Origin of the sequence: Stenotrophomonas sp. CASM110 (genome assembly GCF_049384345.1) — a bacterium.
In the GTDB taxonomy this organism is placed as follows: Bacteria; Pseudomonadota; Gammaproteobacteria; order Xanthomonadales; family Xanthomonadaceae; genus Stenotrophomonas; species Stenotrophomonas muris.
On the sequence record NZ_JBMRGI010000017.1, the window covers coordinates 77275 to 100046 of the forward strand.

Consider the following 22772-nt stretch of genomic DNA (forward strand, 5'->3'; position numbering starts at 1 on the left):
ACTACGCGTGCGAAACCAAGGAACCGGGCAGATCCAGATTGGGGCTGGCTATCGGAATCTGCAGCTGGCCAAGTCGGGGACGTTGAATACTGGATCCTTCTCCGGCGGCGGGACCGGCGGCTCACCTCCGTTTGCCTCGTGGTCGCCGAGCGGGGTCTTGGCTTCAACGAACGGGACAACGAACCTCCATGTCTGCCGCTACATCAATGACAGCGTGGCAACTACGACGGGATTCACTCTGGTTCAGACCGGTGTGACGTGTTTCGTCTACGCTTCCAACCAAGCGCCGAACAAGACGCTGGAGTACTACACGTTCAATGCCACCGAGCGTGCGGCCAGTGGCCCGGTTGGTCTGCGCATGCGTGGCGAAGACGGAACGGTCTTCTACGACTCCCGACGCAAGGGTCTGCGGGTACTCCAGGTGGTGGCGCTGCCAACAGTCCCAGGGCCTCCCGTAGAGATCGGCCAGTTCTTCCCAGGGACGAAGATCGGCATTGCCATCCCGTCGCCGCGCTTCTACTACTTCTCGCAGTCACAGGATCGGTGCACCATGAATGCCGACCATTTCCACATGACCAGCGACAACCGGATCTTCCTCTCGCGGTTGCAGGTAACTCAACAGACCTTGATCACCAACACCTTCCCGGTGGGCGGTGTGACGATGGGGCCGCAGAACGCCACGATCTTCATTGTGGACCTGACAGAGGTTCCGCTGGGGTTCGGTTGAAGAGTCAGCCAGGGCCCAATCTTAATTCAGTGCTATCTGCCTAAAGTCTGATTGAAGGCAATCGATGTGAGCGTTGTCACTTTGTGGCCTCGCAAGACTGGATAGGATCGAGCGGCGAGCAAGATGTTCGCGTTCGAAGAAATGGAGCATTTCGTGAAATCGAGTCTTCTGAGTATTTCTTTGCTTCTCGCAGTTGGCGGCGCATCCGTCGCCCATGCAAGCGGGACTGACCTTGCATCCGTGGCGAATGCGGCGGTGCAGATGGATCCCAGTCTCGCTGTGCCAGCAGGCGTCACGCTGGCGGAACTGCATCGCCTGTATCACCCCAGGAACAACACGCACATGATCATTCACTACGACATTGCGTCGTGGTTGCGATCGGGGTATGTCGACGAAGGTGTCATTGGATTTGTGTCCTCGACTCCATTTGAGGGGGGCATGCGATCAGGGCGTGTTTGAGCCACACGCCCTATGACGATTTCACCTCAACTGACATGAACTGCGAGGGGCAAGTTATTCCTCCCTATCGAGGGATTATCGGCTACCTTTCGACGGTCCAGCTGCCAGGCACCGCGCCACTGTATCGATGCGCTTACGCCTGGAAGGGAAAACTGCGTCATTTCGACACCCGTGATATCGGCTGCGAAGGGATCTCGGGCGCCCACAACGACGGGCCGCAAGGCTACGTCTTCATGTGATTGAGTGGCCGCCTAGCTGTTGGCTGGGCGGCTCACCCTACAGCGAGAAGCAATTCCTCGCGGTTGTTCTGCGGCATGTTCACCGCGCGGCTGACGCGGTACGCCTCCATCGCCGGAGGCTCGCTGGCCAGCAGCATGGCCATGGCGTCGTCAGGGCTGGCGGCCATCCACTCATCGATCTGCCCGGCCTGTAGCCACACCGGCATGCGGTCGTGGATGTCGGCCGACACGCCGCTGCTGTCGCCGGTGATGATGGTGAAGGTGCCCAGGTTGCCTTCGGGCAGTAGCGGACTAGTGTCCTCCCACAGGCCAGCGGCCAGCAGCGGCCCTTTGGCGTGGATGAACCAGGGATCTTTCTTCTCGTCGATCGGACTCACCGACCACTCGTAGTAGCCGGCCATGGGGATGACGCAGCGGCGCTTCTTGAACGCCGACCGGAATGCTGGCTTGGTGGCCACCGTCTCGATGCGGGCGTTGATGGTCGAGCCCTGCAGGCCTCTGGCCTTGGCCCAGAACGGCAGCAGGCCCCACGCCAGCCGGGTCACCTGACGGCCTTCGCCCCGGTCCAGGATCACCGATGCGCGCTGTGTCGGCGCGAGGTTGTAGCTGGGCTGGATCTCGGCCAGGCCGGGGGCAAGGTCAGCCAGCCCCGGCTGGCCGAAGTCGATCACGGGGAGCTGGACGAACCGGCCGCACATGGTCGGAGGGTAGCCCTGCCGGCTGTGGCCGGCGTGTGTAGGGACAGCGCGGCTGGTGTAGCGAAGTCACCCACGCGAGCCAGCCAGCGGCGCCTGGGTTTGCGGTATGAGCTGTCTAGGAACTTTCGTCAAAGCCAGATCGTCCCTTCTGCCGTAAATCTGTCATCCTGACGTGCAGGGATACTCCTGCGACAGGGGGAACTTCAGTGCCGCTTCAATCTATCGCCTACGCCAGCGAGGCGAGCAGTGGTGTAACTGCGGAGCAAGTCGAAAGGCTGACGCGTGATGCGGCACGCTTCAATGTCGAGGCGGGGGTGACGGGTGTTCTTCTTTTCGATGGCCAGCGCTTCGTGCAGTACTTTGAAGGCCCTGAAGATGGAGTAGAAGCCGTCTACGGTCGAATTCTCGCGGCAGCCAGTCATAGAGAGATTGTTGAGCTTGGGCGTGGTCGTGCGTCCATTCGGCGCTTCCCTTATTGGGCAATGCGACTTGTCCCTGTTGTGTCTGATGACCTCCGGGATCTCATACGTCAGGACTGGGACGGGCTGCGCCGCTACGAGGCAAATGCAGGCGCCCTCGGAAGCGCTATGGTCCAGCTTGCGGACATCGTCACTCCGCAGGTGAATGGCTGATGCCCCTGGGCGCAGGGCTGTAATCTGGTAGGGCAGCGGCCGTTCTTGGGATGGCGCCGGTGTCGCCAGATGGGTAAGCTGACCATGCCGGATCCGGGGCCAATGGCCGCTCAACCCGGGGGCGCGTGAGCTGCGCCGCGCCGGCACTAGCCAAGTGACGATTAGGGGCGAGCGTCGCCGATTTGCTCGGTGAGAAGCCTCAGTGACTGCTCGAAGGCGGCAGCGAAGAGATCGCTGCTGTCAGGCCTGTGTTTGGCCGCAATGTTCGGCAGAAGCTGATGCCACGCGTTGGCGAGATCGTTGGGTGCTGGGTGGGTCAATACGCAGACCCGCAATGCGTACTCCATCGCCTTGAGGTAGCCGCGGTGCATCTCGAGTCCGGCCTCACAGGCTTGGAGGCGCTCGAGTATCTCGGTGATTTCGGCGGTCATGGCGATCTCGACAGGCTGGGGCGGGGAAGGCGATAGTCTGCGGACCTCTGGACGAGTCCGCTATGAGCATCCTCAACGTTCTGCTCACTCGCGACCACCTGGTCGTCGCAGTAGACACTCTGGCAGAGGATGCCCGGACAGGGGCGCATTCCGCGGGGGCGAAGCTGCTGCTGATCCCTCAGCACAACCTGGTACTGGCCACTCGCGGTTCCACTCAGTTCTTCCTTCGCATCTATGAGCTGGCGCTGCAGGCCAGCTTCCGCGCAGATTTCACGATGGAGCAGTTGTCCGCCGAGCTCGGGCTGGTAGTGGATCAGCTATGGCCGAACTACGAGAAGGCAGCAGCCGAGGCCGGCCTGCCGCTCGCCCAACTGGGGACCGAATTAGTGCTGGGAGGCTGGTCGCCCAGGAACGGCCGGATGATGGCCACTGGATATGCCAAGAGCGACAGCCAGCGGCCCTGCCTGGTCCAGGCGATCGAAGGCCAGCTTGCGTCGCCCGGGGAGCCGCTCCAGGCTTTGACGCCGAGCATGGCCCAAGCCGATCTCATGGCCCATGCGCGTCTCCAGGCCGGCTACCTCAATGAGCAGATGGGTCGTGAGGTAGCGGGCGGGCGGTTGCTGGCCGGGTTCCTGCAGAAGGGCCAGACGGTGCTGAAGGACCTCGGGCTCATGTAACGCAACGTCCCCGCTCGCGCGGGGACGTATAGAGCAACGTGCGAACTACTGGCAGACATACTCTTCGGAGCTATCGTAGAACCTGTCGTAGAAGTCATCGGGCATATGGCCGGAGCCGAAGTAGACGAGTTCCCTACGGTAGAGGTGGCTTACGCCATAGATCCCAGGCGAGCTACAGGTCGCCGGCATCGGGCCTTGGTAGGTCTGACCGCCGAAGGTGTGGTGATTCTCTTCGCAGGAGTAGCCGCCACCAACGCCTTGGGGATCCGGTCTGCATGTGCCGCCGGAGCCCTTCATCTCCTGAAAACCGGTGTATGGGTCGGTTGGGCACGAGCCGAACCCTTCCGAACCCCAGTCGCCGTACAGGTAGACGCCGCTCGGCCCATCCACGCCGCCCTGGCAGAAGTTGGTATAGGCCACTGGGTAAGGCTGGATAGTTTCCGAATCCACCCAGAGTACGCGGCCCGTCGGCACCCATTGGCCGGCGAAGGCGCTCTGGGCAAAGCCGGCTGACAACAGAGCAAGTGACATGCCCAGCATCAGGCGGCGAGGGGTCGAGCGGGCAGTCCTGCAATCGCTTTGCATTGAGTTCACTTCCATCTCTCCATGAGTAGGGTAGTGCTGCACTGCCCGGGCACGGTCGCAACCCCTCGCCTGAGGTGCAATCGGAAAACCGGCCAGTTCGGTGTAGGTAAAGCCCCACCGAGGCGAGGGATGTGACAGGGATCCGAATGTGACCGGTTCAGACATGTGCCCGCCTGCTTCGCAGGATCTGCGACGGCCAGCCGTATCCTTCCGGCCATGCAGTACTCCCACGGCTTCCGCACCGCCCCGATCTCCTCTGGCTGGGTCCAGACCGGCGAGCGCTGGGCGCTCTGGTACAACGGCCGCGAGACGGCCAGCGTCACGCCTGATGGCGGTCTCGGGGTCCGGCTATGGATGGAAGGCCAGAAGATGTGGCAGGTGAAGGAAGTGCGCGCGGCCAACGTCCGGCAGGCGAAGCGGTACGCCGAGCGCTGGTGTGCGGCCAGGCTCTATCCCGATCTGCCCCTGCGCCAGGCAGTCGCCCGGCTGACCGACAGCACCCCGACCCAGCCGCCGCCGCCATTGCCCGGGCTGCCTCCGACTCGTGAGCAGCAGCAACAGGCCCGGCGCCTAGCCGAGGCCGGGCGGTTGGAACTGGCGCGGATCAAGGAAGCGCTGGAACCGCGCCGACCGCCGAAGGAGACCAGGCCAAGAGCAAGGGATCCAATCAAGTTATGGCTGAAGGCCGGGAGACGCCAGCTCGGCCATATTCCTTAGCGCATGTCATCTTTAGGGGAACAAGTCGCTGATGCCTGTTGCCGCCTATGACGATCGGGGTAGCTCAGGTCCCAATGTCATTCGAACGTTTACCGGGTCGAGGCCAACCAGGTGCACCTTCGTATGGCTGGGAGCGACCTTCAGCACGGCGTCCCTGACTGCTGGCGCGACGCGGCTCCCGAGATAGATCTTTCGTAAGCGCCCAGGTAGGTCGATGTACTGTCGCTCTGAAATATAGCGCCACTCAGTTTCGTAGCTCCAGTGGTCCGTTTTGTGGGTCAGTGCATCTATTGTGTCTGACGGCATGAGCAGACCTACATCCAGCTTTGGCAGCTGCGCCCCGTAGACGACTTGGTGGAGCTCGGGTTCATCAGGATTGACGTCGAATTCAAAAGCTAGTCCCCGAAAGCTATCTGCGTACAGAGCCCACATTCTTACGTCACGCCAGTCCGCTGACAGGCTGCAGACTCTTGAGGGGCCTTCCAGGGCTATGGTGTCCAGGCCGCTGTATGCAATTCGCGTGTTTTGTTGACCGAATCCGTGCGTGAAGAGCGATGGGAACCCGAGACTGGGGTCCCCAATTAGTGTGCGGAACTGACCTTCGAACGGATCGTTCAAGCTGGCATAAGGGGCGCAGAAGATCCGCTCGTGGATAGCGATATCCAGCGCATACAACGCGTCTTGGGCCGACTTAAATTTGTAAAGCAGCATCGGACGATCACCCTTTCGTGCGGACGCCGATTGTAGTGCTACCCGCCGCCGCCGGCGTCAGTCCCTGTCCGAAAGGCGCCCGCATGGCCTGGGCCAGGGCAGGGCTGCAGCAGATGCAGCGCGGCGTGTAGGCATCATCCAGCCCGCAGCTTCACCACGTTGGCATCGCGCAGGCCACCGAGGTAATCCGCCCAGACCTGCATCATCCGCACGCGCTCCTGCAGATGCGATGTGCGGTTGTAGGCCCGGCCGTTGGGATCCTTCACCGCGTGAGCAAGCTGGTGCTCGATGATGTCCGGGCGGAAGTGCAGGACCTCGTCCAGAATGGTGCGAGCCGTCGCGCGGAAGCCGTGGCCGGTCATCATCGTTCGGTCGTAACCCATGTTGCGCAGCGCTGCGGTAACGGCGTTCTCCGACATCGGGCGTTTGGAATCGCGGGCGCCAGAGAACACCCACTTGTGCCGGCCGGTGATCGGCTTGATGTCCTCCAGAATCTGCAGCGCCTGCCTGGACAGCGGCACTAGGTGCGCAGCACGCATCTTCATCTTGCTGGCAGGGATGGTCCACACGGCCGCGTCGAGGTCGAATTCCTCCCATTCCGCATGTCGCAGTTCGCCAGGACGCAGAAACACCAGCGGCGCCAGCCGCAGAGCCGCGCGGGTGATGGCAGATCCGCTGTATGCCTCGATCGAGCGCAGCAGGCCACCCAGCTGCACGGGGTCGGTAATCGCCGCATGGTGGGCCTCCTTCGGCGGCGCGAGCGCTCCCTTCAGGTCGGCAACCGGGTTCCGCTCGGCCCGCCCAGTAGCCACGGCGTACCGCATGATCTGGCCGCAGTTCTGCATGATCCGATGCGCGGATTCGATCGCGCCGCGTTCCTCGATGCGCCGGGCCACCCGGAGGAAGTCCGGCGCGGTGAGGTCAGCTACAGAGCGCGACCCGAGCCACGGGACTACGTCGTTCTTCATCCAGGCTTCGACCTTCTCCGCATAGCTGGGCACCCATGGGCGTGTGGCCAGCCACTCATTGGCGATGGTCTCGAAGCTGTCAGAGCCGAGGGCGGAGTGGGCGAGGGCGGCAGCCTTCTTCTGCGCGCCCGGGTCGACGCCTCTGGCCAGCAGACGGCGGGCTTCCTCGCGGGCCTCGCGCGCGCGCGCCAAGGAGACATCCGGGTACAGGCCGATCGATAGCAGCTTCTCCTTGCCGGCGATGCGGTACTTCCAGCGCCAGCTGCGCGCGCCGGTCGGGGTGAGGTAGAGGTACAGGCCGCCGCCGTCGGTGATCTTCTGCGGCTTGTCGCTGGGCTTGGCACGCCTGATGGCTGCGTCGGTCAGAGGCATTGGGGGTATCGCTTCAGTGGGTGCGGTCGGATACCCCTTGATATACCCCCACCGTCTCATGGATTGAAACGGATTGCCCCGGTCTACCGCGGACAGTAAAAAAGCCCGGAAACCCTTGTGATGCGGGGGTTTCCGGGCTTCTCCGGTCCTTTACGGACCGTTCGTTGGTGGAGGTGGGCGGAATTGAACCGCCGTCCGAAGGCACTCCATCCCCAGCACTACATGCTTAGCTCACCGTTGGATCTCGTCCCCGAACAGCACGGTGCGCAAAGCGCATCCGGGAACCAGCCTGTTGTGTTCTAGTGCCGGACTGACAGGCAGCCATCCAGCGCGATTCCATGATAGTGACTCTACACCGCGAGCATGGACACAAGCGGTTTCGAGGCTTAGGCCTTAAGCGGCCAGAGCGTAGTTGTCGTCGTTGGCAACTAGAGTTTTGCAGCTGGATTTACGAGGAAAGCTACCCCCTCGGCATGCGCCAGGCGACTTCACAACCCCCGTCGAAACCAATGCACCCCCGGTTTCTTCAAGTTCTGCAAGGTACAAGGCCTGTTTCGTGTCGCCACGGCCAGTGCCTGCCCAACGCTGCCAATGCTACGCCAAAACAGCTGAACAGTCACCGTGGCAATCCACAACATGTTGTAGAGCCAGCGGCATAGCGGATTGGTAACGTCACTGGCACGAATTTGCGACACACTGGCGGCGACCATCCGGGCCAGGACAGACACGGAGACTGTGGGTGACCGATGCAAGCCAACAACGCAGCCTGCGGCAGCTGATCGGGCCGGTCGGTGCCGACTACCAGCGGCGCGCCCTGCCGCCCGGCTGGGTCTGGGTGGTGCTGGCGGTGTTGCTTGCGGCCACCGCACTGACCGAGCTGCCGGCGACTGCGGCCGCGGCATTGGTGGCCAGTGCGGTGGTTGTGCACTGGTCGCAGCGCGGTCGCATCCATTGGCTGGGCTGGCGCCTGCCGGGCCTGGCCGTGTTGGCGGCCCTGCTGTGGGGGCCGGAAGTGCTGTCGCAATGGTTCGAGCACGGGCTGGCCGTGGTCCTGATGTCGCTGGCCAGCCTCAGCATCGGCGTGCATGTATGGCAGGCGCGACAGATGGCGCGGCAGCTCCAGGGCGCGGCCGATTCGCTGGATGACGCCCAGCTGCTGGCCCTGCTGCCGGCCGACGCGGCCCAGCTGGCGCAGCGGTGGCGCGCCGGCGATGACCGGCATGCGCCGGAACTGGCAGTGGTGATGCAGCTGGCCGTGATGCACGCAGCGCTGGCACCGCGCATGCGCGGGCAGGGCGTGCTGGCAGGGTGACCGGTCGGCGGTTTCCGCGGCCGCGGTCAGGAACCTGACAATGGCTTGCGCAGGTAGATCCGCTCGTGCCCGGGCGGGCAATCGGGCAGCCGCCCATAGACGGTGTAGCCCTGCCGCAGGTAGAAAGCTTCGGCCTGCCAGTCGAAGGTATCCAGCATCACGTTGCGGGCGCCAAGCTGGCGCGCGGCGGCTTCTGCTTCCGCCAGCAGGCGCTGGCCGATGCCTTGCCCGCGCAGTTCCGGATCCACCCACAGCACATGTACCTGCAGCCAGCCAGCACAGACGTCGGCCAGCACACCACCGCGCAGCGCGCCGTGCTCGTCATGCCAGGCCAGGCGGACTGGAGTCTCATCGAGTGAATCGCCGCCGTGGGCCTGGTTGAAGGCCAGCAGGCGCGCGCACAACGTGCGCGTTTCATCGGCGCTGGCAGTCACCATGGCGCCGATGGGGGCGGTCATGCGTCGCGGTTGCCGCGACGCATCACACGCTGCTTCTCGATCGCCCAGTCGCGGTCCTTGGCGGCATCGCGCTTGTCGTGGGTCTGCTTGCCCTTGGCCAGCGCGACTTCGAGCTTGATCTTGTTCTTGCTCCAGTACATCGCAGTGGGCACGATCGTGTAGCCATCGCGCTCGACCTTGCCGACCAGCTTGTCGATCTCGCTCCGGTGCAGCAGCAGCTTGCGCTCGCGCCGGTCATTGGCCACCACGTGGGTGGAGGCCTGGATCAACGGGGTGATCTGCGCGCCGATCAGGAAGATCTCGCCGTGCTTCACATAGGCGTAGGCGTCGATGATGTTGCCGCGGCCAGCGCGGATCGACTTCACCTCCCAGCCCTGCAGGGCCAGGCCGGCCTCGAAGCGCTCTTCGATGTGGTACTCGTGGCGGGCACGCTTGTTCAACGCGATGGTTTTGTTGGCCGTCGCGCTCTTTGCTTTATCCTTGCCGCTGTTCTTGCTCATTTCCGTATTGTCTCCGATTCGGGCCCGCCCGGTCGATTGCCGAAACGTCCTGTATTCATGCCTACTATCCGCCGCAGCGCCCTGGTCGAACATTCGGCCGCGCGCATGTTCGACCTGGTCAACGACGTCCAGGCCTATCCGCGCCGTTTCCGCTGGTGCTCGGCTGCCCAGATCCTGGAGCAGGGCGAGGACCGCCTGGTGGCGCGCCTGGACCTGGGCCTGGGGTCGTTCAGTACCTGGTTCCAGACTGAAAACACCCTGCAGCGCCCGCACAGCATCGACATGCAGCTGCGCGATGGCCCGTTCAAGCAGCTGCACGGCCGCTGGGAATTCCATGCGCTGGCCGAGGATGCGTGCAAGGTCACCCTGACCCTGGAGTTCGAACCCAGCTCGCGCCTGCTCGGTCCGGCCCTGGCGATCGGCTTCCAGGGACTGGCCGATCGCATGGTCAATGATTTCGTCCGCGTCGCCGACGAGGGCTGAGCGATGATCGAGGTCGAGGTGGTGCTGGCCTGGCCGGAGCGCGTGCTGTCGCGCCACCTGCAGCTGGAAGAGGGAGCGACCGTGGCCGACGCCATCGCCGCCGCTGCGCTGGAAGGTAGTGTCGACTGTCCTGCCGCCGCGGTGCATGGCGTGCTGGCCCGTCCACAGCAGGCGCTGCTGGACGGGGACCGCATCGAGCTGCTGCGCCCGCTGCTGGCCGACCCCAAGGACAACCGCCGGCGTCGCGCGCTCGGCGGTTGATCCCGGCAACCCGTCCCTGCGGACGGGCAGGCCTCAGCGGCCCTTCTTCTTCTTGTCCTTCGGCAGGTTGCGGCCGAACTGGCGCACCGTCTGCTGGGCCAGGGCCTTGTCGTTGCCCGGGAAGTAGTCGCCTTCCCAGCGGGTAACGGCGTCATTCTCGAAGAACACCACGAAGTTCTTCACTTCGGTGCGGCCGAGGCGGTTCACGCGCTGGCTGGAGGTATAGTCCCAGCGCTGGGCGTGGAACGGGTCGGGGATGGACGGGGTGCCCAGCAGCGCGGTGACCTGCTGCTTGCTCTGCCCGACCTGCAGCTTGGCCACGGCATCTTCCCGGATCAGGTTGCCCTGATAGATGGGTTGCTTGTAGATGATGCCGCACCCGGTGGTGGACAGGGCGACGGCGGCGACCAACAGGAGATTGCGCATCGGGACTGGCGGTTGGGGAAATCAAACCGATGATACACTCCCGGCGTGCCACCGCGACCCAATCCGAGGCAGCTGGCGCTAAATCGCCAATGAACGGAGACCTATGGAAACCCACGACCTGCGTAAAGTCGGCCTGAAGGTGACCCATCCGCGGATGCGGATCCTGGCGCTGCTCGAACAGCGCAATGCCCAGCACCACCAGCACCACATGACCGCCGAGGACATCTACCGCCAGCTGCTCGAGCATGGCGACGAGATCGGCCTGGCGACGGTCTACCGGGTGCTGACCCAGTTCGAGGCCGCCGGCCTCGTGCTCAAGCACAATTTCGAGGGTGGCCAGGCCGTTTACGAGCTGGACCGTGGTGGCCACCACGACCATATGGTCGACGTGGACAGCGGCAAGATCATCGAATTCGAAAGCCATGAGATCGAGGAGCTGCAGCGCAAGATCGCGGCCGATCACGGCTATGAGCTGGAAGAACACTCGCTGGTGCTCTACGTGCGCAAGAAGCGCAAGTAGGCCGTTCCGGCCAGCCGCTAGCGACGAAACCCCGGGCTTGCCCGGGGTTTTTCGTTGCCGGGGTCAGGGCCCTTTCCCTCCAGGAAAGGGGGCCGGCCCCGGGCGCTCTGCGGGGTCGGATCCCTTTGCGCCAGCAAAGGGCTCTGACCCCTTGCAACCGAGCAGGATCTCCAGGTCCACCGCCTCGGCCATCGCCCGGTTGCCGGCATCCCCCGGGTGGAGGTGGTCGCCGGAGTCGTAGGCGGCGGCCATCCGTGACGGATCGGCCGGGTCGCGCAGCGCCGCGTCCAGGTCGATCACCGCGTCGAACGGGCTGTTGCTGCGCAGCCATGCATTGAGCTGTTGGCGCAGGGCCTCCTTGTCCGGGTGGTAGTAGTCGTCCAGCGGCGTGCCGGGCAGGGCGCCCGCGAACGGCATCAGGGTGGCGCCGAATATGCGTAGACCCCGCCGGTGGGCCTGTTCGGCCAGGGCACGATAGCCGGCCTGCAGCTCGGGCAGGCTGGGCCGGGGCTGCGCGCGGGCGAAGGCAGTACCGGGCCAGCTGATGTCGTTGATGCCGATCAGCACGATGACGCTGGCGACGCCGGGCTGATCCAGTGCGTCACGCCGCAGGCGGGCCAGAACCGACTCGCCCATGCCGTCGCTCAGCAGCCGATTGCCGGAAATGCCCGCGTTGACCACCGCGACGCCGCGCGGTGCCAGACGCGCGGCCAGATGGTCGGTCCAGCGCTGGTCCTGGTCGAGGCTGGCGGTGGCGCCGTCGGTGATCGAGTCGCCAATCACCACCACGCTACGCGCACTGGCGGCGGCCTCGACCTCGATCCCGGTGAGGAACAGGCGTGCGGTAGTGGAACTGGCACCCTGCAGGTCGCGCGCCCGGGCCTGATTGCCGCCGGCGATCCAGCTGGTCTGGCGGCCGTCCCAATGGAACGCCTGCACCGGCGTCGGCCCCGGCACGAAGACGCTGACCTGCAGCGCCTGGTGGTCTTCCGTGGCCACCGCCAGCGGATCGCTCAGCCGTTCCTGACCGGCACCGATCAACACCCCGGGCTGGCCGTCGAAGCTGAGCGGTTGCGGGGTGGCGCCCGCGCCCGCGGCCACGCTGGCCGCCCCGATCCGCAGCGGCTGGGTGCCGTAGGCATTGCTCAGCCGCACCCGCAGCCGGGACCCGCCCAGGCTGATGCGCGCGGTCTGGCGGAAGGTCTGGTCCTGCAGCGTGGCCGGAACCAGGGTCGGGAACAGGAAATCCGCGTCCCAGACCGGTTGCGGGCTGGCCTGCCAGCTGGCGACCCAGTGCGGGGCGGATGCGGCACTGGCGACGCCGGACAGGGCGAGCAGGGCGGTGGCGGTGAGCTGGCTCAAGCGGTTCATCGGGCAATCCAGGTGGGAGGGAACGCCATGGTGATTCCGGGGTCATCTGTGAACTAGACTGCGTATGGACAATCATCTGTGAACTGGATTCATCGCCATGGCGCGACCCGACATCAACCGATCCGGCGAACTGGAAGTGTTCGTGCGGGTGATCGAGACCGGTGGCTTCTCCGCCGCCGCACGCACCCTGGACATGACGCCGTCAGCAGTGAGCAAGCTGGTGGCCCGGCTGGAGCAGCGGCTGGGTACGCGCCTGCTGCAACGCTCCACCCGCCAGCTGCAGCTGACCCCGGAAGGCTGCGCGTTCTACGAGCGCGGCCTGCGCGTGCTGGCCGACCTGGAGGAGGCCGAGCGCTGTGCCAGTGCCCATGCCGAGCCGCGCGGACGGCTGCGGGTAAACTCCAACGTGCCGTTCGGCCAGCATTTCCTGCTGCCGCTGCTGCCGGCATTCCTCGAACGCAACCCGCAGGTAGGCGTGGACCTGACCCTCAATGACGAGGTGATCGACCTGCTTGAGCAGCGCACCGACGTGGCGGTGCGGGCCGGTCCACTGAAGAGCTCCAGCCTGGTGGCGCGGCGGCTGGGTGCGACGCGGATGATGATCGTGGCTGCACCGGCCTACGCGCAGCGGCACGGGCTGCCACGCACTGCCGAGGAGCTGCAGTCGCACAACCGGCTGGATATCGGCCATGCGCGCGCGATGCAGGGCTGGCCATTGTTGCAGGACGGGCGCGAACGCATGCTGCTGCCCAGTGGCAACGCGCGCGCCAGCAACGGCGATGCGCTGCGCCAGCTGGTGCTGGGTGGGCTGGGCATGGCGCGGCTGGCAGCATTCCAGGTGCAGCAGGACATTGCCGCCGGGCGCTTGCTGCCGGTGCTGGAGGACGCCAATCCCGGTGACCTGGAAGAGGTGCACGCGGTGTTCCTGGGGCAGGGCGGCTACCTGCCGCTGCGGGTGCGCGCGTTTCTTGATTTCCTGGTGGAGAACGTCGATCTGACGCAGCCACAGGGGTAGTGCCGGCCGCTGGCCGGCAACCTCATGATCTTCATCCACCCGCATCGGGGTGCCGGCCAGCGGCCGGCACTACCGTGCGGAAGCCGAGCCAATGCTCGGCTCGGCCGGCGTTACACCTGGAGCAGCTTGCGTGCGGCGGCGCGCGCTTCCTTGCTCACTTCCACGCCGCCGAGCATGCGCGCCAGTTCTTCCTCGCGCGCCTTGCTGTCCAGCTTTTCCACTGCGCTCTGGGTCATGCCTTCCACCGGGGCTTTGCTGACCCGGTAATGGGCATGGCCCTTGGAGGCGACCTGCGGCAGGTGGGTCACGCACAGCACCTGGCGCTTCTCGCCAAGGGCGCGCAGCTTCTGGCCGACGATGTCCGCCACCGCGCCACCGATGCCGGAGTCGACTTCGTCGAACACCATGGTCGGCACTGCATCCAGGTCCAGCGCGGCCACTTCGATGGCCAGCGAGATGCGCGACAGTTCGCCACCCGAGGCCACCTTGCGCAGGGCACGCGGTGGCTGCCCGGCATTGGCCGCCACCAGGAATTCCACGCGCTCGGCACCCTGCGGGTCGGGCTTGCCGGCGTCCTGCGGTTCCAGCTCGATCAGGAACTGGCCGCCGCCCATGCCCAGCTCGGCGATGATGCCGGTGGTGGTGGCCGACAGCTCGGCAGCGGCGGCGCGGCGGCTGGCGGTCAGCAGCCCGGCCTGCACGCGCCAGGCCGCAGCGGCCTTGTCGATCTCGCCGGCGAGGCGCTGCAGGCGTTCGTCAGCCCCACGCAGCTGTTCCACTTCGGCGTGCATGCGCTCGCGCTGCGCGCCCAGTTCGTCCATCGGCACGCGGTGTTTGCGGGCCAGGTCGTGCAGGCGGCCGAGGCGACGCTCGTTCTCCTCGAACTGTTCCGGGTCGGCGTCGAGGTCGTCATGCACGCGGTCCAGCAGCGACAGGGCTTCGTGCAGCTGGATCGAGGCGTTCTCGATCAGCCCGTCCACCTCGCCCAGGCGCGGGTCGTGCTCGATCAGGCGCGACAGCTCGTGGCGCACCTGCTGCAGCAGGTCCAGCGCGGAACTGCCGTCGTCGCCGTTGAGCTGGTTGCTGGCCGCCTGGCAGGCACTCAGAAGGGCACTGGCATGGGCCTGGCGGCGGTGGCTGGCGCCCAGCGCGGCAATCGACTCCGGTTCCAGATCCTCGCGGTCCAGTTCGCGCAGCTGGTGCTCCAGGAAGCCGATCCGGTCACTGACGTCGCCCTGCTGCGACAGCGCCAGTGATTCATCGACCAGCGCCTGCCAGGCCGCAGCGGCGCGGCGCACCTGGCGGCGCTCGTCCTCGTTGCCGGCATAGGCATCCAGCAGGGCCAGCTGTGATGGGCGTGCCAGCAGGGCCTGCTGCTCGTGCTGGCCGTGGATCTCCACCAGCAGCGAGGCCAGGTCGGCCAGCTGCGCCAGGGTCACCGGGCGGCCGTTGATCCAGGCCCGCGAGCCGCCATCGGCACGGATCACGCGGCGCAGCTGGCACTGCTCCTCGTCGTCCAGCTCGTTGTCGGCCAGCCACTGGCGCGCGGCCTGCAGCTGGTCCAGCGCGAACTCGGCCGACAGCTCGGCGCGCGCGGCGCCGTGGCGGACCACGCCGCTGTCGGCGCGCAGGCCGGACAGGAAGCCCAGCGCGTCGACCATCAGTGACTTGCCGGCGCCGGTCTCGCCTGAAACCACGGTCATGCCTGGCCCGAACTCCAGTTCGGTGGCGCGGACGACGGCGAAATCCTTGATCGAAAGATGTCTGAGCATGGGTAAGGGGGTGTCAGCAGCCGCGCAACGCTAGCACGCGGGCGCGGGAGGTCCAATGACTTGCCAAGGTGATCCGCCGCCATTATCTAGTGTCCGTGTCTCACAGGTTGATTCCATGCACGGTTCTCCCGACCAGCTTGCCCCGCGTGCGCGCCATCTGCTGCGCACGCTGATCGCGCGTTACATCCAGGACGGTGAGCCGGTCGGCTCGCAGACGCTGGCGCGCGTGGCCGGGCTGGAGGTCAGTCCGGCCACCATCCGCAACATCCTGGGTGACCTGGAAGACCTGGGGCTGCTGGCTTCGCCGCACACCTCGGCCGGGCGCGTCCCGACCGCACATGGCTACCGGGTGTTCGTCGACAGCCTGCTGCAGATGCAGCCGCCGGGCGAAGGCGAGCTGGCCCGGCTACGGCAGGAACTGGCCAGCGGCGGCAGCACCCAGGCCCTGCTTGGCAGCGCCTCGGAGCTGCTGTCGGCGATGAGCCACTTCGTCGGCGTGGTCAGCGCGCCGCGGCGCGAGCAGTTCGCGTTCCGCCAGATCGATTTCGTGGCGCTGGACGGGCGCCGGGTGCTGGCGATCCTGGTGTTCGCCGACAACGAGGTGCAGAACCGGGTCATCGAGACCCGCCAGGAGTTCGCGCCGGGCCAGCTGGAACAGGTCGCCAACTACCTCAACGCGCATTTCGCCGGCCTGCCGATGGCCGAGATCCGCACCCGCCTGCTGCTGGAACTGCGTGATGCCCGTTCGGAGCTGGAGCAGCTGCTGGCGCACAGCATCGAGCTGGCCGAGCAGGCCCTGCAGCCGGCGGCCGATGACATGCTGGTGGCCGGGCAGACCCGTCTGATGGGGGTGCAGGACCTGTCCGACCTGGAGCGGCTGCGCGAGCTGTTCGAGCTGTTCTCCAGCAAGCGGGAGATCCTGCAGCTGCTGGAGCGCACCATCCAGGCCCCGGGGGTGCGCATCTTCATTGGCGAAGAGACCGGGATGATGCCGTTGCAGGGGGTCTCGCTGGTCACCGCCCCCTATGCCGCCAATGGCCAGGTGCTGGGCGTGCTGGGCGTGATCGGCCCCAAGCGGATGGCCTACGACCGGATGATCCCGCTGGTCCAGGCTACTGCCGATGTACTCGGCGCGGCGTTTTCGCCAGCCGGGCGCACTCCTGGAACATCCGACGCTTGAAACGCAGCATCCCGCCCACACTAGGGTGGGTGGAGGCGGAGACTGACCGCCAGGGACCCAGACATGAACCACGAACATCCAGATATCGAATCCCAGCAGACTGCCGCCGATGCGGCCGCCGCCGCCGGCGTCAACGACGAAGTGGAGCGCCTGCGCGCCGAGGTCGAGCAGATCAAGGCCGATGCGCTGCGTGAGCGCGCCGACCTCGAGAACCAGCGCAAGCGCGTTGCCCGTGACATCGAGCAGGCCCGCAAGTTCGCCAACGAGAAGCTGCTGGGCGAGCTGCTGCCGGTGTTCGACAGCCTGGATGCCGGCTTGAAGGCGGCCGGCGATGACCCGCATCCGCTGCGCGAGGGCCTGGAGCTGACCTACAAGCAGCTGCTGAAGGTTGCCGCCGACAACGGGCTGGTCCTGCTGGACCCGATCGGCCAGCCGTTCAACCCGGAACACCACCAGGCCATCAGCCAGGTGCCGGCCCCAGACGCCGCCCCGGGCAGCGTGGTGACCGTGTTCCAGAAGGGTTACCTGCTCAACGAGCGCCTGCTGCGGCCGGCGCTGGTGGTGGTGGCCGCCGACTGACCCCTCCAGGGCCGGAAGGCGGGAATGTCCCGTCACCCGGCCCGACGCTGAACGCGCCGGGCGACCGGAAACACAGCGTTCGGGAGATGGCTTGAATGTTCCACGAGCCTCCCCCACATCGTATTCATCCACCGGCCGAACGGCCGGACTGACCCCAACAAGCATCCTCAGGAGTCTCCCCCATGGGCAAGATCATTGGTATCGACCTCGGCACCACCAACTCGTGCGTGGCGATCATGGACGGCGGCAAGGCCCGCGTCATCGAGAATTCGGAAGGCGATCGCACCACCCCGTCGATCGTCGCCTACACCAAGGACGGCGAAGTCCTGGTGGGCGCCTCGGCCAAGCGCCAGGCCGTCACCAACCCGAAGAACACCTTCTATGCGGTGAAGCGCCTGATCGGCCGCAAGTTCACCGACGCCGAAGTGCAGAAGGACATCGCCCACGTCCCGTACAGCATCCTGGCCCATGACAATGGCGATGCCTGGGTGTCGACCAGCGATGGCAAGAAGATGGCCCCGCAGGAAATCTCGGCCAAGGTGCTGGAGAAGATGAAGAAGACCGCCGAGGACTTCCTCGGTGAGAAGGTCACCGAAGCGGTCATCACCGTGCCGGCCTACTTCAACGACAGCCAGCGCCAGGCGACCAAGGATGCCGGCCGCATCGCCGGCCTGGACGTCAAGCGCATCATCAACGAGCCGACCGCGGCCGCGCTGGCCTATGGCCTGGACAAGGGCGACAACAAGGATCGCAAGATCGTGGTGTACGACCTGGGCGGCGGCACCTTCGACGTCTCGGTGATCGAGATCGCCAACGTCGACGGCGAGAAGCAGTTCGAAGTGCTGGCCACCAACGGCGACACCTTCCTGGGCGGCGAAGACTTCGACAACCGCGTCATCGAGTACCTGGTTGAAGAATTCAACAAGGACCAGGGCATCGACCTGCGCAAGGATCCGCTGGCCCTGCAGCGCCTGAAGGACGCTGCCGAGCGCGCCAAGATCGAGCTGTCCAGCGCCCAGCAGACCGAAGTGAACCTGCCGTACGTCACCGCTGACGCCTCGGGTCCGAAGCACCTGAACATCAAGCTGACCCGCGCCAAGCTGGAAGCACTGGTGGAAGACCTGATCAAGAAGTCGATCGAGCCGTGCCGCGTCGCCCTGAACGATGCCGGCCTGCGTTCGAGCGACATCAGCGAAGTGATCCTGGTCGGTGGCCAGACCCGCATGCCGAAGGTGCAGCAGGCGGTGACCGAATTCTTCGGCAAGGAACCGCGCAAGGACGTCAACCCGGACGAAGCCGTGGCACTGGGCGCTGCGATCCAGGGCGGCGTGCTGGGCGGCGACGTCAAGGACGTGCTGCTGCTGGACGTGACCCCGCTGTCGCTGGGTATCGAAACCATGGGCGGCGTGTTCACCAAGATCATCGAGAAGAACACCACCATCCCGACCAAGGCCTCGCAGGTGTTCTCCACCGCCGAGGACAACCAGTCGGCCGTGACCGTGCACGTGCTGCAGGGTGAGCGCGAGCAGGCCCGCTTCAACAAGTCGCTGGCCAAGTTCGACCTGTCCGGCATCGAGCCGGCCCCGCGTGGCCTGCCGCAGGTGGAAGTGTCCTTCGACATCGACGCCAACGGCATCCTGCACGTGTCGGCCAAGGACAAGAAGACCAACAAGGAACAGAAGGTCGAGATCAAGGCCGGTTCGGGCCTGTCCGAGGAAGAGATCGCACGCATGGTCGCCGACGCGGAAGCCAACCGCGAAGAAGACAAGAAGTTCCAGGAGCTGGTGCAGGCCCGCAATCAGGCCGATGCCCTGATCCACGGCACCCGCAGTGCCATCACCGAGCACGGCAGCAAGGTCGGCGGCGATGTCATCGGCAAGGTCGAGGCGGCCCTGGCCGACCTGGAAACCGCGATGAAGGGTGACGACAAGGCACAGATCGAAGCCAAGTCGAAGGTGCTGGAGGAAGCCGGCCAGTCGCTGTTCGCCGCTGCTTCGGCCGACCAGGGCGGTGCCCCGGGTGCCGACGCCGGCAACGCCGGCAAGGCGCAGGACGACGTGGTCGACGCCGAGTTCACCGAAGTCAAGGACGACAAGAAGTCCTGATCCGGACCGACACGGGACGCTGGCCATCAGCGTCCCGTTGTCGCATCAGGGTCCTGACCGCCCACCGGCGTGTCGGGGCGCCCGACGCAAGAGCGGACCTGGTTCCGCTCTTCCGCTTTGACGAATCCCGACTTTCCGGAACCAGATTCACCATATGAGCAAGCGCGATTACTACGAAGTGCTGGGCGTTGCCCGCACCGCCACCGACGACGAGCTGAAGAAGGCCTACCGTCGCTGTGCGATGAAGTTCCACCCGGACCGCAACCCGGGTGATGCGGCGGCCGAAGCCTCCTTCAAGGAGTGCAAGGAAGCCTACGAAGTGCTGTCCGATGGCAACAAGCGCCGCATGTACGACAGCCACGGCCACGCCGCGTTCGAGCACGGCATGGGCGGGGGTGGTCCGGGCGGCCCGGACATGAACGATATCTTCGGCGATATCTTCGGCAACATTTTTGGCGGGGGCGGCGGTGGGCCGCGCCAGGCCCGTCGCGGCGCCGACATCGGCTACGTGATGGAGCTGGACCTGGAAGAAGCGGTACGCGGCGTTGAGCGCCGCATCGAGATCCCGACCCTGGCCGAGTGCGGCGACTGCGATGGCAGTGGCTCCGAAGACGGCAAGGTCGAAACCTGCAATGTGTGCCATGGCCGCGGCCAGGTGCGCATCCAGCGCGGCATCTTCGCCATGCAGCAGGCCTGCCACAACTGCGGCGGCCGTGGGCAGATCATCGCCAAGCCCTGCAAGACCTGCCACGGCAACGGCCGTGTCGAGGAAGACAAGGTGCTGTCGGTGAAGGTGCCGGCGGGCGTCGATACCGGCGACCGCATCCGCTTGCAGGGTGAAGGTGAGGCGGGTCCGGCCGGTACGCCGCCGGGTGACCTGTACGTGGAAGTGCGCGTGCGCGAGCATGCGATCTTCCAGCGCGATGGCGACGACCTGCACTGCGAAGTGCCGATCCGCATCTCGCAGGCAGCGCTTGGCGACACCGTACGCGTGGCGACCCTCGGCGGCGAAGCGGAAATCCGCATCCCGGCCGAGACCCAGACCGGCAAGCTGTTCCGCCTGCGTGGCAAGGGCGTGCGTTCGGTGCGCAGCCGCAGCGAGGGCGACCTGTACTGCCGCGTGGTGGTGGAGACCCCGGTCAACCTCACCAACGAACAGCGCAAGCTGCTGGAGCAGTTCGAAGCCACCTTTGTCGGCGAGGAAGCACGCAAGCATTCGCCGAAGTCGGCGACGTTCATGGATGGCGTGAAGGGCTTCTGGGACCGGATGACGTCCTGAGTTTTTCAACCGAAGCGTTGAGCGGTAGCGCCGGGCCATGCCCGGCGTTTTCGTTTGCGATCAGCGGAAAAACGCCGCGGGCGTCTGCCCCAGTTGGCGTTTGAACATGCTGGTGAACGCGCTGGGGCTGTCGTAGCCCATCGCCAGCGCCACATCGATGACCTTGTCGCCGACTGCCAATCGCTCCAGGGCGGCCAGGAGCCGCGCCTGCTGCCGCCACTGCCCGAAGGTCATGCCCAGTTCGCCGGCGAAATGGCGCTGGATGGTCTTCACGTCCACCTGCAGCGCCTGGGCCCAGTCCTGCAGCGTGGCGTCGTCGGCGGGATGCTTCTGGATGTGCTGGCAGATCCTCTGCAGGCGCGGGTCGGTGGGCGAGGGCAGGTGCAGCGGCAGCACGTCCATGCGGTGCAGCTCGTCCAGCAGCAGGCGCACCACGCGACCGTCGCGGCTGTCGTCCACGTGCGCGGACTCGATCAGGCTGGCCGCCAGCAGTAGTTCGCGCAGCAGCGGCGCCACCTGTACTGCGAACGCCCCATCCGGCAGTTGCGGCGCGAAGTCCGGTTCCACGTACAGGCTGCGCATGTGCACCTCGGCGATGCAGTCCACCGCATGCACCATACCGGCCGGAACCCAGATCGCGCGGGTGGAGGGCACGACCCAGCGGCCACCGTCCGCGCGCACCACCATCAGGCCGGACATGGCGAAGACCAGTTGGTGACGGCGATGCCGGTGTGGCGCGATGTGGGTACCGGGCGGGTAGTGCCGGGCGCGGCTGGTCACCGGGCGGTGTACCGGCACTTCGTTCCACGGCGCGGTCTCGCGGATTGGGCAGGGAGTGTCCTTTTTGCGATAGGTCATGACCCGAACGCGGCAGAAGGGAGTGGGGGCCCACCGTAGCATGCGTGGCTCGCCCCCAACCTGACTGTGTCCATGTCGACCCTGGCTTCTCCCGCAACGACCTCACGCCCGGTGGCTCCCGGCGTGCTGGCCGCCATCTCCACCTCGCATGTCGTCAACGACATGATGCAGTCGCTGATCCTGGCCATCTATCCGGTGATCAAGGGCGGCTTCAACCTCAGCTTCACCCAGATCGGCCTGATCACGCTGACCTACCAGCTCACCGCGTCGATCTTCCAGCCGTTGATCGGCATGGCCACCGACCGCCGCCCGGCACCGTACTCGCTGCCGATCGGCATGGCCTCGACCCTGTGCGGCATGCTGCTGCTCGGCTTTGCGCCGAACTACGCGGTGGTGCTGATGGCTGCGGCGATGGTCGGCATTGGTTCGGCCATCTTCCACCCGGAGGCCTCGCGCATCGCCCGGCTGGCCTCGGGCGGTCGCCATGGCTTCGCGCAGTCGGTGTTCCAGGTGGGTGGCAACTTCGGTACCGCGCTGGGGCCGTTGATCGCTGCGGCCGTGATCGTGCCGTATGGCCAGCGTGCCGCATCATGGTTTGCCGGCGCCGCGCTGATCGGCATCGCGCTGCTGACCTATGTTGGCCGCTGGTATGCACTGCACCTGGGCACACCGCGTCCGGCCAGCACCGCGTCTATGGCCCCGCGGCATTCGTCGCGCACCGTGGCCAAGGTGCTGGCGATCCTGCTGGTGTTGATCTTCAGCAAGTACTTCTACATGGCCAGCATCGGCAGCTACTTCACCTTCTACCTGATCCACCACTTCGGCATTCCGGTGGCACAGGCGCAACTGCATCTGTTCGCGTTCCTGGTGGCGTCTGCCGCCGGTGGTTTCCTCGGCGGCCCGCTGGGTGACCGCATCGGCCGCAAGCCGATCATCTGGACCTCGATCCTCGGCGTGGCCCCGTTCGCGCTGATGCTGCCGCACGCCGATCTGCTATGGACCACAGTGCTGGCAGTGCTGATCGGCTTCGTGCTCTCCTCGGCGTTCTCGGCCATCGTGGTGTACGCGCAGGAGATGATGCCGCACCGCATCGGCATGGTGTCCGGCCTGTTCTTCGGCTTTGCATTCGGCATGGGCGGGCTTGGCGCGGCCGTGCTGGGCATGCTGGCAGACAGGACCAGCATTGAATTCGTCTATCAGCTGACCGCGTTCCTGCCGCTGCTCGGTATCGTCGCAGCGTGGCTGCCACCGTCGCGGCCTGCTGCTCACTGAGGGGTTTGGGTTTGCAGGGCTTGCAGCCCTGCACCTGCAGAGGCAACGTCAACAGCAGAAGCGGGCTATCCGTGGGTTGGCGGGGTGGGTCCGGTTGCAGGGGACGCCGTAAACCCATCCCTGGGGGCTTGGCCGCGGCATCCATGCCGCGGACACCCCTGCAAC

Annotated in this window: 26 protein-coding genes and 1 other RNA gene; 16 read left to right on the top strand and 11 right to left on the bottom strand. The window is 65.8% G+C overall.

Annotated elements, in window-relative coordinates:
* Positions 1-7: 7 nt before the first annotated feature.
* From VG561_RS15295 to VG561_RS15305, 3 genes are all read left to right on the top strand, one after another.
* Positions 8-727 (top strand): hypothetical protein, encoded by a 720-nt coding sequence (locus VG561_RS15295; RefSeq protein ID WP_423179779.1) that lies wholly within the window; start codon positions 8-10, stop codon positions 725-727.
* Positions 728-850: 123 nt separating this feature from the next.
* Positions 851-1186 carry a hypothetical protein gene (locus VG561_RS15300; RefSeq protein WP_423179780.1) on the top strand — a complete coding sequence of 112 codons (336 nt, stop codon included), beginning with the start codon at positions 851-853 and terminating at the stop codon, positions 1184-1186.
* The gene (locus tag VG561_RS15305) at positions 1183-1425 is read left to right on the top strand and encodes a hypothetical protein (RefSeq protein ID WP_423179781.1); all 243 of its coding nucleotides are present in this window, start codon (positions 1183-1185) and stop codon (positions 1423-1425) included. Before VG561_RS15300 ends, VG561_RS15305 begins: the two co-directional genes overlap by 4 nt.
* A 32-nt stretch (positions 1426-1457) precedes the next feature.
* On the opposite strand, the gene VG561_RS15310 is transcribed toward VG561_RS15305, so the two are convergent.
* Positions 1458-2123, bottom strand: coding sequence for an SOS response-associated peptidase (locus VG561_RS15310; RefSeq protein WP_423179782.1), 666 nt, complete (start codon positions 2121-2123; stop codon positions 1458-1460).
* A gap of 206 nt (positions 2124-2329) precedes the next feature.
* Between VG561_RS15310 and VG561_RS15315 the strand changes: the two genes are divergently transcribed.
* Positions 2330-2755 (top strand): BLUF domain-containing protein, encoded by a 426-nt coding sequence (locus tag VG561_RS15315; protein WP_423179783.1) that lies wholly within the window; start codon positions 2330-2332, stop codon positions 2753-2755.
* Between the two features lie 161 nt (positions 2756-2916).
* Here the strand turns inward: VG561_RS15315 and VG561_RS15320 are convergent, their stop codons facing one another.
* On the bottom strand, positions 2917-3186 hold the full coding sequence (locus tag VG561_RS15320; RefSeq protein ID WP_423179784.1) for a hypothetical protein: 270 nt from the start codon (positions 3184-3186) through the stop codon (positions 2917-2919).
* 62 nt (positions 3187-3248) lie between these two features.
* Here VG561_RS15320 and VG561_RS15325 point away from each other — a divergent pair, with 62 nt between their 5' ends.
* Positions 3249-3863: a hypothetical protein gene (locus tag VG561_RS15325; protein ID WP_423179785.1), complete on the top strand. Its 615-nt coding sequence runs from the start codon at positions 3249-3251 to the stop codon at positions 3861-3863.
* A 45-nt stretch (positions 3864-3908) separates the two neighbouring features.
* On the opposite strand, the gene VG561_RS15330 is transcribed toward VG561_RS15325, so the two are convergent.
* Entirely contained in the window at positions 3909-4394 is a 486-nt protein-coding gene (locus VG561_RS15330; protein WP_258391567.1) for a hypothetical protein, read from the bottom strand.
* 270 nt (positions 4395-4664) lie between these two features.
* Between VG561_RS15330 and VG561_RS15335 the strand changes: the two genes are divergently transcribed.
* Entirely contained in the window at positions 4665-5165 is a 501-nt protein-coding gene (locus VG561_RS15335; RefSeq protein ID WP_423179786.1) for a hypothetical protein, read from the top strand.
* An 845-nt stretch (positions 5166-6010) separates the two neighbouring features.
* On the opposite strand, the gene VG561_RS15340 is transcribed toward VG561_RS15335, so the two are convergent.
* Entirely contained in the window at positions 6011-7216 is a 1206-nt protein-coding gene (locus tag VG561_RS15340) for a tyrosine-type recombinase/integrase (RefSeq protein WP_423179787.1), read from the bottom strand.
* A gap of 165 nt (positions 7217-7381) precedes the next feature.
* Positions 7382-7735, bottom strand: a transfer-messenger RNA (tmRNA) gene (gene ssrA, locus VG561_RS15345).
* Between the two features lie 220 nt (positions 7736-7955).
* Here ssrA and VG561_RS15350 point away from each other — a divergent pair.
* Entirely contained in the window at positions 7956-8528 is a 573-nt protein-coding gene (locus VG561_RS15350) for a hypothetical protein (RefSeq protein ID WP_180835871.1), read from the top strand.
* 26 nt (positions 8529-8554) lie between these two features.
* On the opposite strand, the gene VG561_RS15355 is transcribed toward VG561_RS15350, so the two are convergent.
* Together VG561_RS15355 and smpB are read right to left on the bottom strand one after the other, a co-directional pair.
* Complete coding sequence (locus VG561_RS15355) at positions 8555-8986, bottom strand: GNAT family N-acetyltransferase (protein WP_014646804.1); 432 nt, start codon at positions 8984-8986, stop codon at positions 8555-8557.
* Positions 8983-9486 (bottom strand): SsrA-binding protein SmpB, encoded by a 504-nt coding sequence (gene smpB / locus VG561_RS15360; RefSeq protein ID WP_005409231.1) that lies wholly within the window; start codon positions 9484-9486, stop codon positions 8983-8985. Before smpB ends, VG561_RS15355 begins: the two co-directional genes overlap by 4 nt.
* Before the next feature lie 57 nt (positions 9487-9543).
* Between smpB and VG561_RS15365 the strand changes: the two genes are divergently transcribed.
* Together VG561_RS15365 and VG561_RS15370 are read left to right on the top strand one after the other, a co-directional pair.
* Entirely contained in the window at positions 9544-9969 is a 426-nt protein-coding gene (locus VG561_RS15365; RefSeq protein ID WP_032959119.1) for a type II toxin-antitoxin system RatA family toxin, read from the top strand.
* Positions 9970-9972: 3 nt separating this feature from the next.
* On the top strand, positions 9973-10230 hold the full coding sequence (locus VG561_RS15370) for an RnfH family protein (protein WP_197575328.1): 258 nt from the start codon (positions 9973-9975) through the stop codon (positions 10228-10230).
* A gap of 33 nt (positions 10231-10263) precedes the next feature.
* On the opposite strand, the gene VG561_RS15375 is transcribed toward VG561_RS15370, so the two are convergent.
* Complete coding sequence (locus tag VG561_RS15375) at positions 10264-10656, bottom strand: outer membrane protein assembly factor BamE (RefSeq protein WP_014036847.1); 393 nt, start codon at positions 10654-10656, stop codon at positions 10264-10266.
* Between the two features lie 103 nt (positions 10657-10759).
* On the opposite strand from VG561_RS15375, the gene fur reads away from it, so the two are divergent.
* A complete protein-coding gene (fur, locus tag VG561_RS15380; protein WP_014646807.1) occupies positions 10760-11176 on the top strand; it encodes a ferric iron uptake transcriptional regulator in 417 nt (138 codons plus the stop codon).
* Between the two features lie 63 nt (positions 11177-11239).
* Here fur and VG561_RS15385 read toward each other — a convergent pair whose 3' ends face one another.
* Positions 11240-12547 (bottom strand): SGNH/GDSL hydrolase family protein, encoded by a 1308-nt coding sequence (locus VG561_RS15385; RefSeq protein WP_049407705.1) that lies wholly within the window; start codon positions 12545-12547, stop codon positions 11240-11242.
* 97 nt (positions 12548-12644) lie between these two features.
* Between VG561_RS15385 and VG561_RS15390 the strand changes: the two genes are divergently transcribed.
* Positions 12645-13562 carry a LysR family transcriptional regulator gene (locus VG561_RS15390; RefSeq protein WP_032959114.1) on the top strand — a complete coding sequence of 306 codons (918 nt, stop codon included), beginning with the start codon at positions 12645-12647 and terminating at the stop codon, positions 13560-13562.
* 110 nt (positions 13563-13672) lie between these two features.
* On the opposite strand, the gene recN is transcribed toward VG561_RS15390, so the two are convergent.
* Positions 13673-15334, bottom strand: a complete 1662-nt coding sequence (recN, locus tag VG561_RS15395) for a DNA repair protein RecN (RefSeq protein WP_111206254.1) — start codon at positions 15332-15334, stop codon at positions 13673-13675.
* 115 nt (positions 15335-15449) lie between these two features.
* Between recN and hrcA the strand changes: the two genes are divergently transcribed.
* From hrcA to dnaJ, 4 genes are all read left to right on the top strand, one after another.
* Positions 15450-16514, top strand: coding sequence for a heat-inducible transcriptional repressor HrcA (gene hrcA, locus VG561_RS15400; protein ID WP_014646811.1), 1065 nt, complete (start codon positions 15450-15452; stop codon positions 16512-16514).
* A gap of 63 nt (positions 16515-16577) precedes the next feature.
* Positions 16578-17093: a nucleotide exchange factor GrpE gene (grpE, locus tag VG561_RS15405; protein ID WP_014646812.1), complete on the top strand. Its 516-nt coding sequence runs from the start codon at positions 16578-16580 to the stop codon at positions 17091-17093.
* 182 nt (positions 17094-17275) lie between these two features.
* Positions 17276-19198, top strand: a complete 1923-nt coding sequence (gene dnaK / locus VG561_RS15410) for a molecular chaperone DnaK (protein WP_014646813.1) — start codon at positions 17276-17278, stop codon at positions 19196-19198.
* A gap of 154 nt (positions 19199-19352) precedes the next feature.
* Positions 19353-20477 (top strand): molecular chaperone DnaJ, encoded by a 1125-nt coding sequence (gene dnaJ / locus VG561_RS15415; RefSeq protein WP_014036853.1) that lies wholly within the window; start codon positions 19353-19355, stop codon positions 20475-20477.
* Positions 20478-20537: 60 nt separating this feature from the next.
* Here the strand turns inward: dnaJ and VG561_RS15420 are convergent, their stop codons facing one another.
* Positions 20538-21335, bottom strand: coding sequence for an AraC family transcriptional regulator (locus tag VG561_RS15420; RefSeq protein WP_423179788.1), 798 nt, complete (start codon positions 21333-21335; stop codon positions 20538-20540).
* 72 nt (positions 21336-21407) lie between these two features.
* Here VG561_RS15420 and VG561_RS15425 point away from each other — a divergent pair, with 72 nt between their 5' ends.
* On the top strand, positions 21408-22607 hold the full coding sequence (locus VG561_RS15425; protein ID WP_041863321.1) for an MFS transporter: 1200 nt from the start codon (positions 21408-21410) through the stop codon (positions 22605-22607).
* Positions 22608-22772 lie beyond the last annotated feature (165 nt).

What these genes read in the sequence shown, in the direction of transcription:
- VG561_RS15300 (WP_423179780.1), top strand. Translation starts at nt 851, where the DNA reads ATGTTCGCGTTCGAAGAAATGGAGCATTTCGTGAAATCGAGTCTTCTG.
- VG561_RS15310 (WP_423179782.1), bottom strand. Translation starts at nt 2,123, where the DNA reads ATGTGCGGCCGGTTCGTCCAGCTCCCCGTGATCGACTTCGGCCAGCCG.
- VG561_RS15320 (WP_423179784.1), bottom strand. Translation starts at nt 3,186, where the DNA reads ATGACCGCCGAAATCACCGAGATACTCGAGCGCCTCCAAGCCTGTGAG.
- VG561_RS15325 (WP_423179785.1), top strand. Translation starts at nt 3,249, where the DNA reads ATGAGCATCCTCAACGTTCTGCTCACTCGCGACCACCTGGTCGTCGCA.
- VG561_RS15330 (WP_258391567.1), bottom strand. Translation starts at nt 4,394, where the DNA reads ATGTCACTTGCTCTGTTGTCAGCCGGCTTTGCCCAGAGCGCCTTCGCC.
- VG561_RS15335 (WP_423179786.1), top strand. Translation starts at nt 4,665, where the DNA reads ATGCAGTACTCCCACGGCTTCCGCACCGCCCCGATCTCCTCTGGCTGG.
- VG561_RS15340 (WP_423179787.1), bottom strand. Translation starts at nt 7,216, where the DNA reads ATGCCTCTGACCGACGCAGCCATCAGGCGTGCCAAGCCCAGCGACAAG.
- VG561_RS15355 (WP_014646804.1), bottom strand. Translation starts at nt 8,986, where the DNA reads ATGACCGCCCCCATCGGCGCCATGGTGACTGCCAGCGCCGATGAAACG.
- smpB (WP_005409231.1), bottom strand. Translation starts at nt 9,486, where the DNA reads ATGAGCAAGAACAGCGGCAAGGATAAAGCAAAGAGCGCGACGGCCAAC.
- VG561_RS15365 (WP_032959119.1), top strand. Translation starts at nt 9,544, where the DNA reads ATGCCTACTATCCGCCGCAGCGCCCTGGTCGAACATTCGGCCGCGCGC.
- VG561_RS15370 (WP_197575328.1), top strand. Translation starts at nt 9,973, where the DNA reads ATGATCGAGGTCGAGGTGGTGCTGGCCTGGCCGGAGCGCGTGCTGTCG.
- VG561_RS15375 (WP_014036847.1), bottom strand. Translation starts at nt 10,656, where the DNA reads ATGCGCAATCTCCTGTTGGTCGCCGCCGTCGCCCTGTCCACCACCGGG.
- fur (WP_014646807.1), top strand. Translation starts at nt 10,760, where the DNA reads ATGGAAACCCACGACCTGCGTAAAGTCGGCCTGAAGGTGACCCATCCG.
- VG561_RS15385 (WP_049407705.1), bottom strand. Translation starts at nt 12,547, where the DNA reads ATGAACCGCTTGAGCCAGCTCACCGCCACCGCCCTGCTCGCCCTGTCC.
- VG561_RS15390 (WP_032959114.1), top strand. Translation starts at nt 12,645, where the DNA reads ATGGCGCGACCCGACATCAACCGATCCGGCGAACTGGAAGTGTTCGTG.
- recN (WP_111206254.1), bottom strand. Translation starts at nt 15,334, where the DNA reads ATGCTCAGACATCTTTCGATCAAGGATTTCGCCGTCGTCCGCGCCACC.
- hrcA (WP_014646811.1), top strand. Translation starts at nt 15,450, where the DNA reads ATGCACGGTTCTCCCGACCAGCTTGCCCCGCGTGCGCGCCATCTGCTG.
- grpE (WP_014646812.1), top strand. Translation starts at nt 16,578, where the DNA reads ATGAACCACGAACATCCAGATATCGAATCCCAGCAGACTGCCGCCGAT.
- dnaK (WP_014646813.1), top strand. Translation starts at nt 17,276, where the DNA reads ATGGGCAAGATCATTGGTATCGACCTCGGCACCACCAACTCGTGCGTG.
- dnaJ (WP_014036853.1), top strand. Translation starts at nt 19,353, where the DNA reads ATGAGCAAGCGCGATTACTACGAAGTGCTGGGCGTTGCCCGCACCGCC.
- VG561_RS15420 (WP_423179788.1), bottom strand. Translation starts at nt 21,335, where the DNA reads ATGACCTATCGCAAAAAGGACACTCCCTGCCCAATCCGCGAGACCGCG.
- VG561_RS15425 (WP_041863321.1), top strand. Translation starts at nt 21,408, where the DNA reads ATGTCGACCCTGGCTTCTCCCGCAACGACCTCACGCCCGGTGGCTCCC.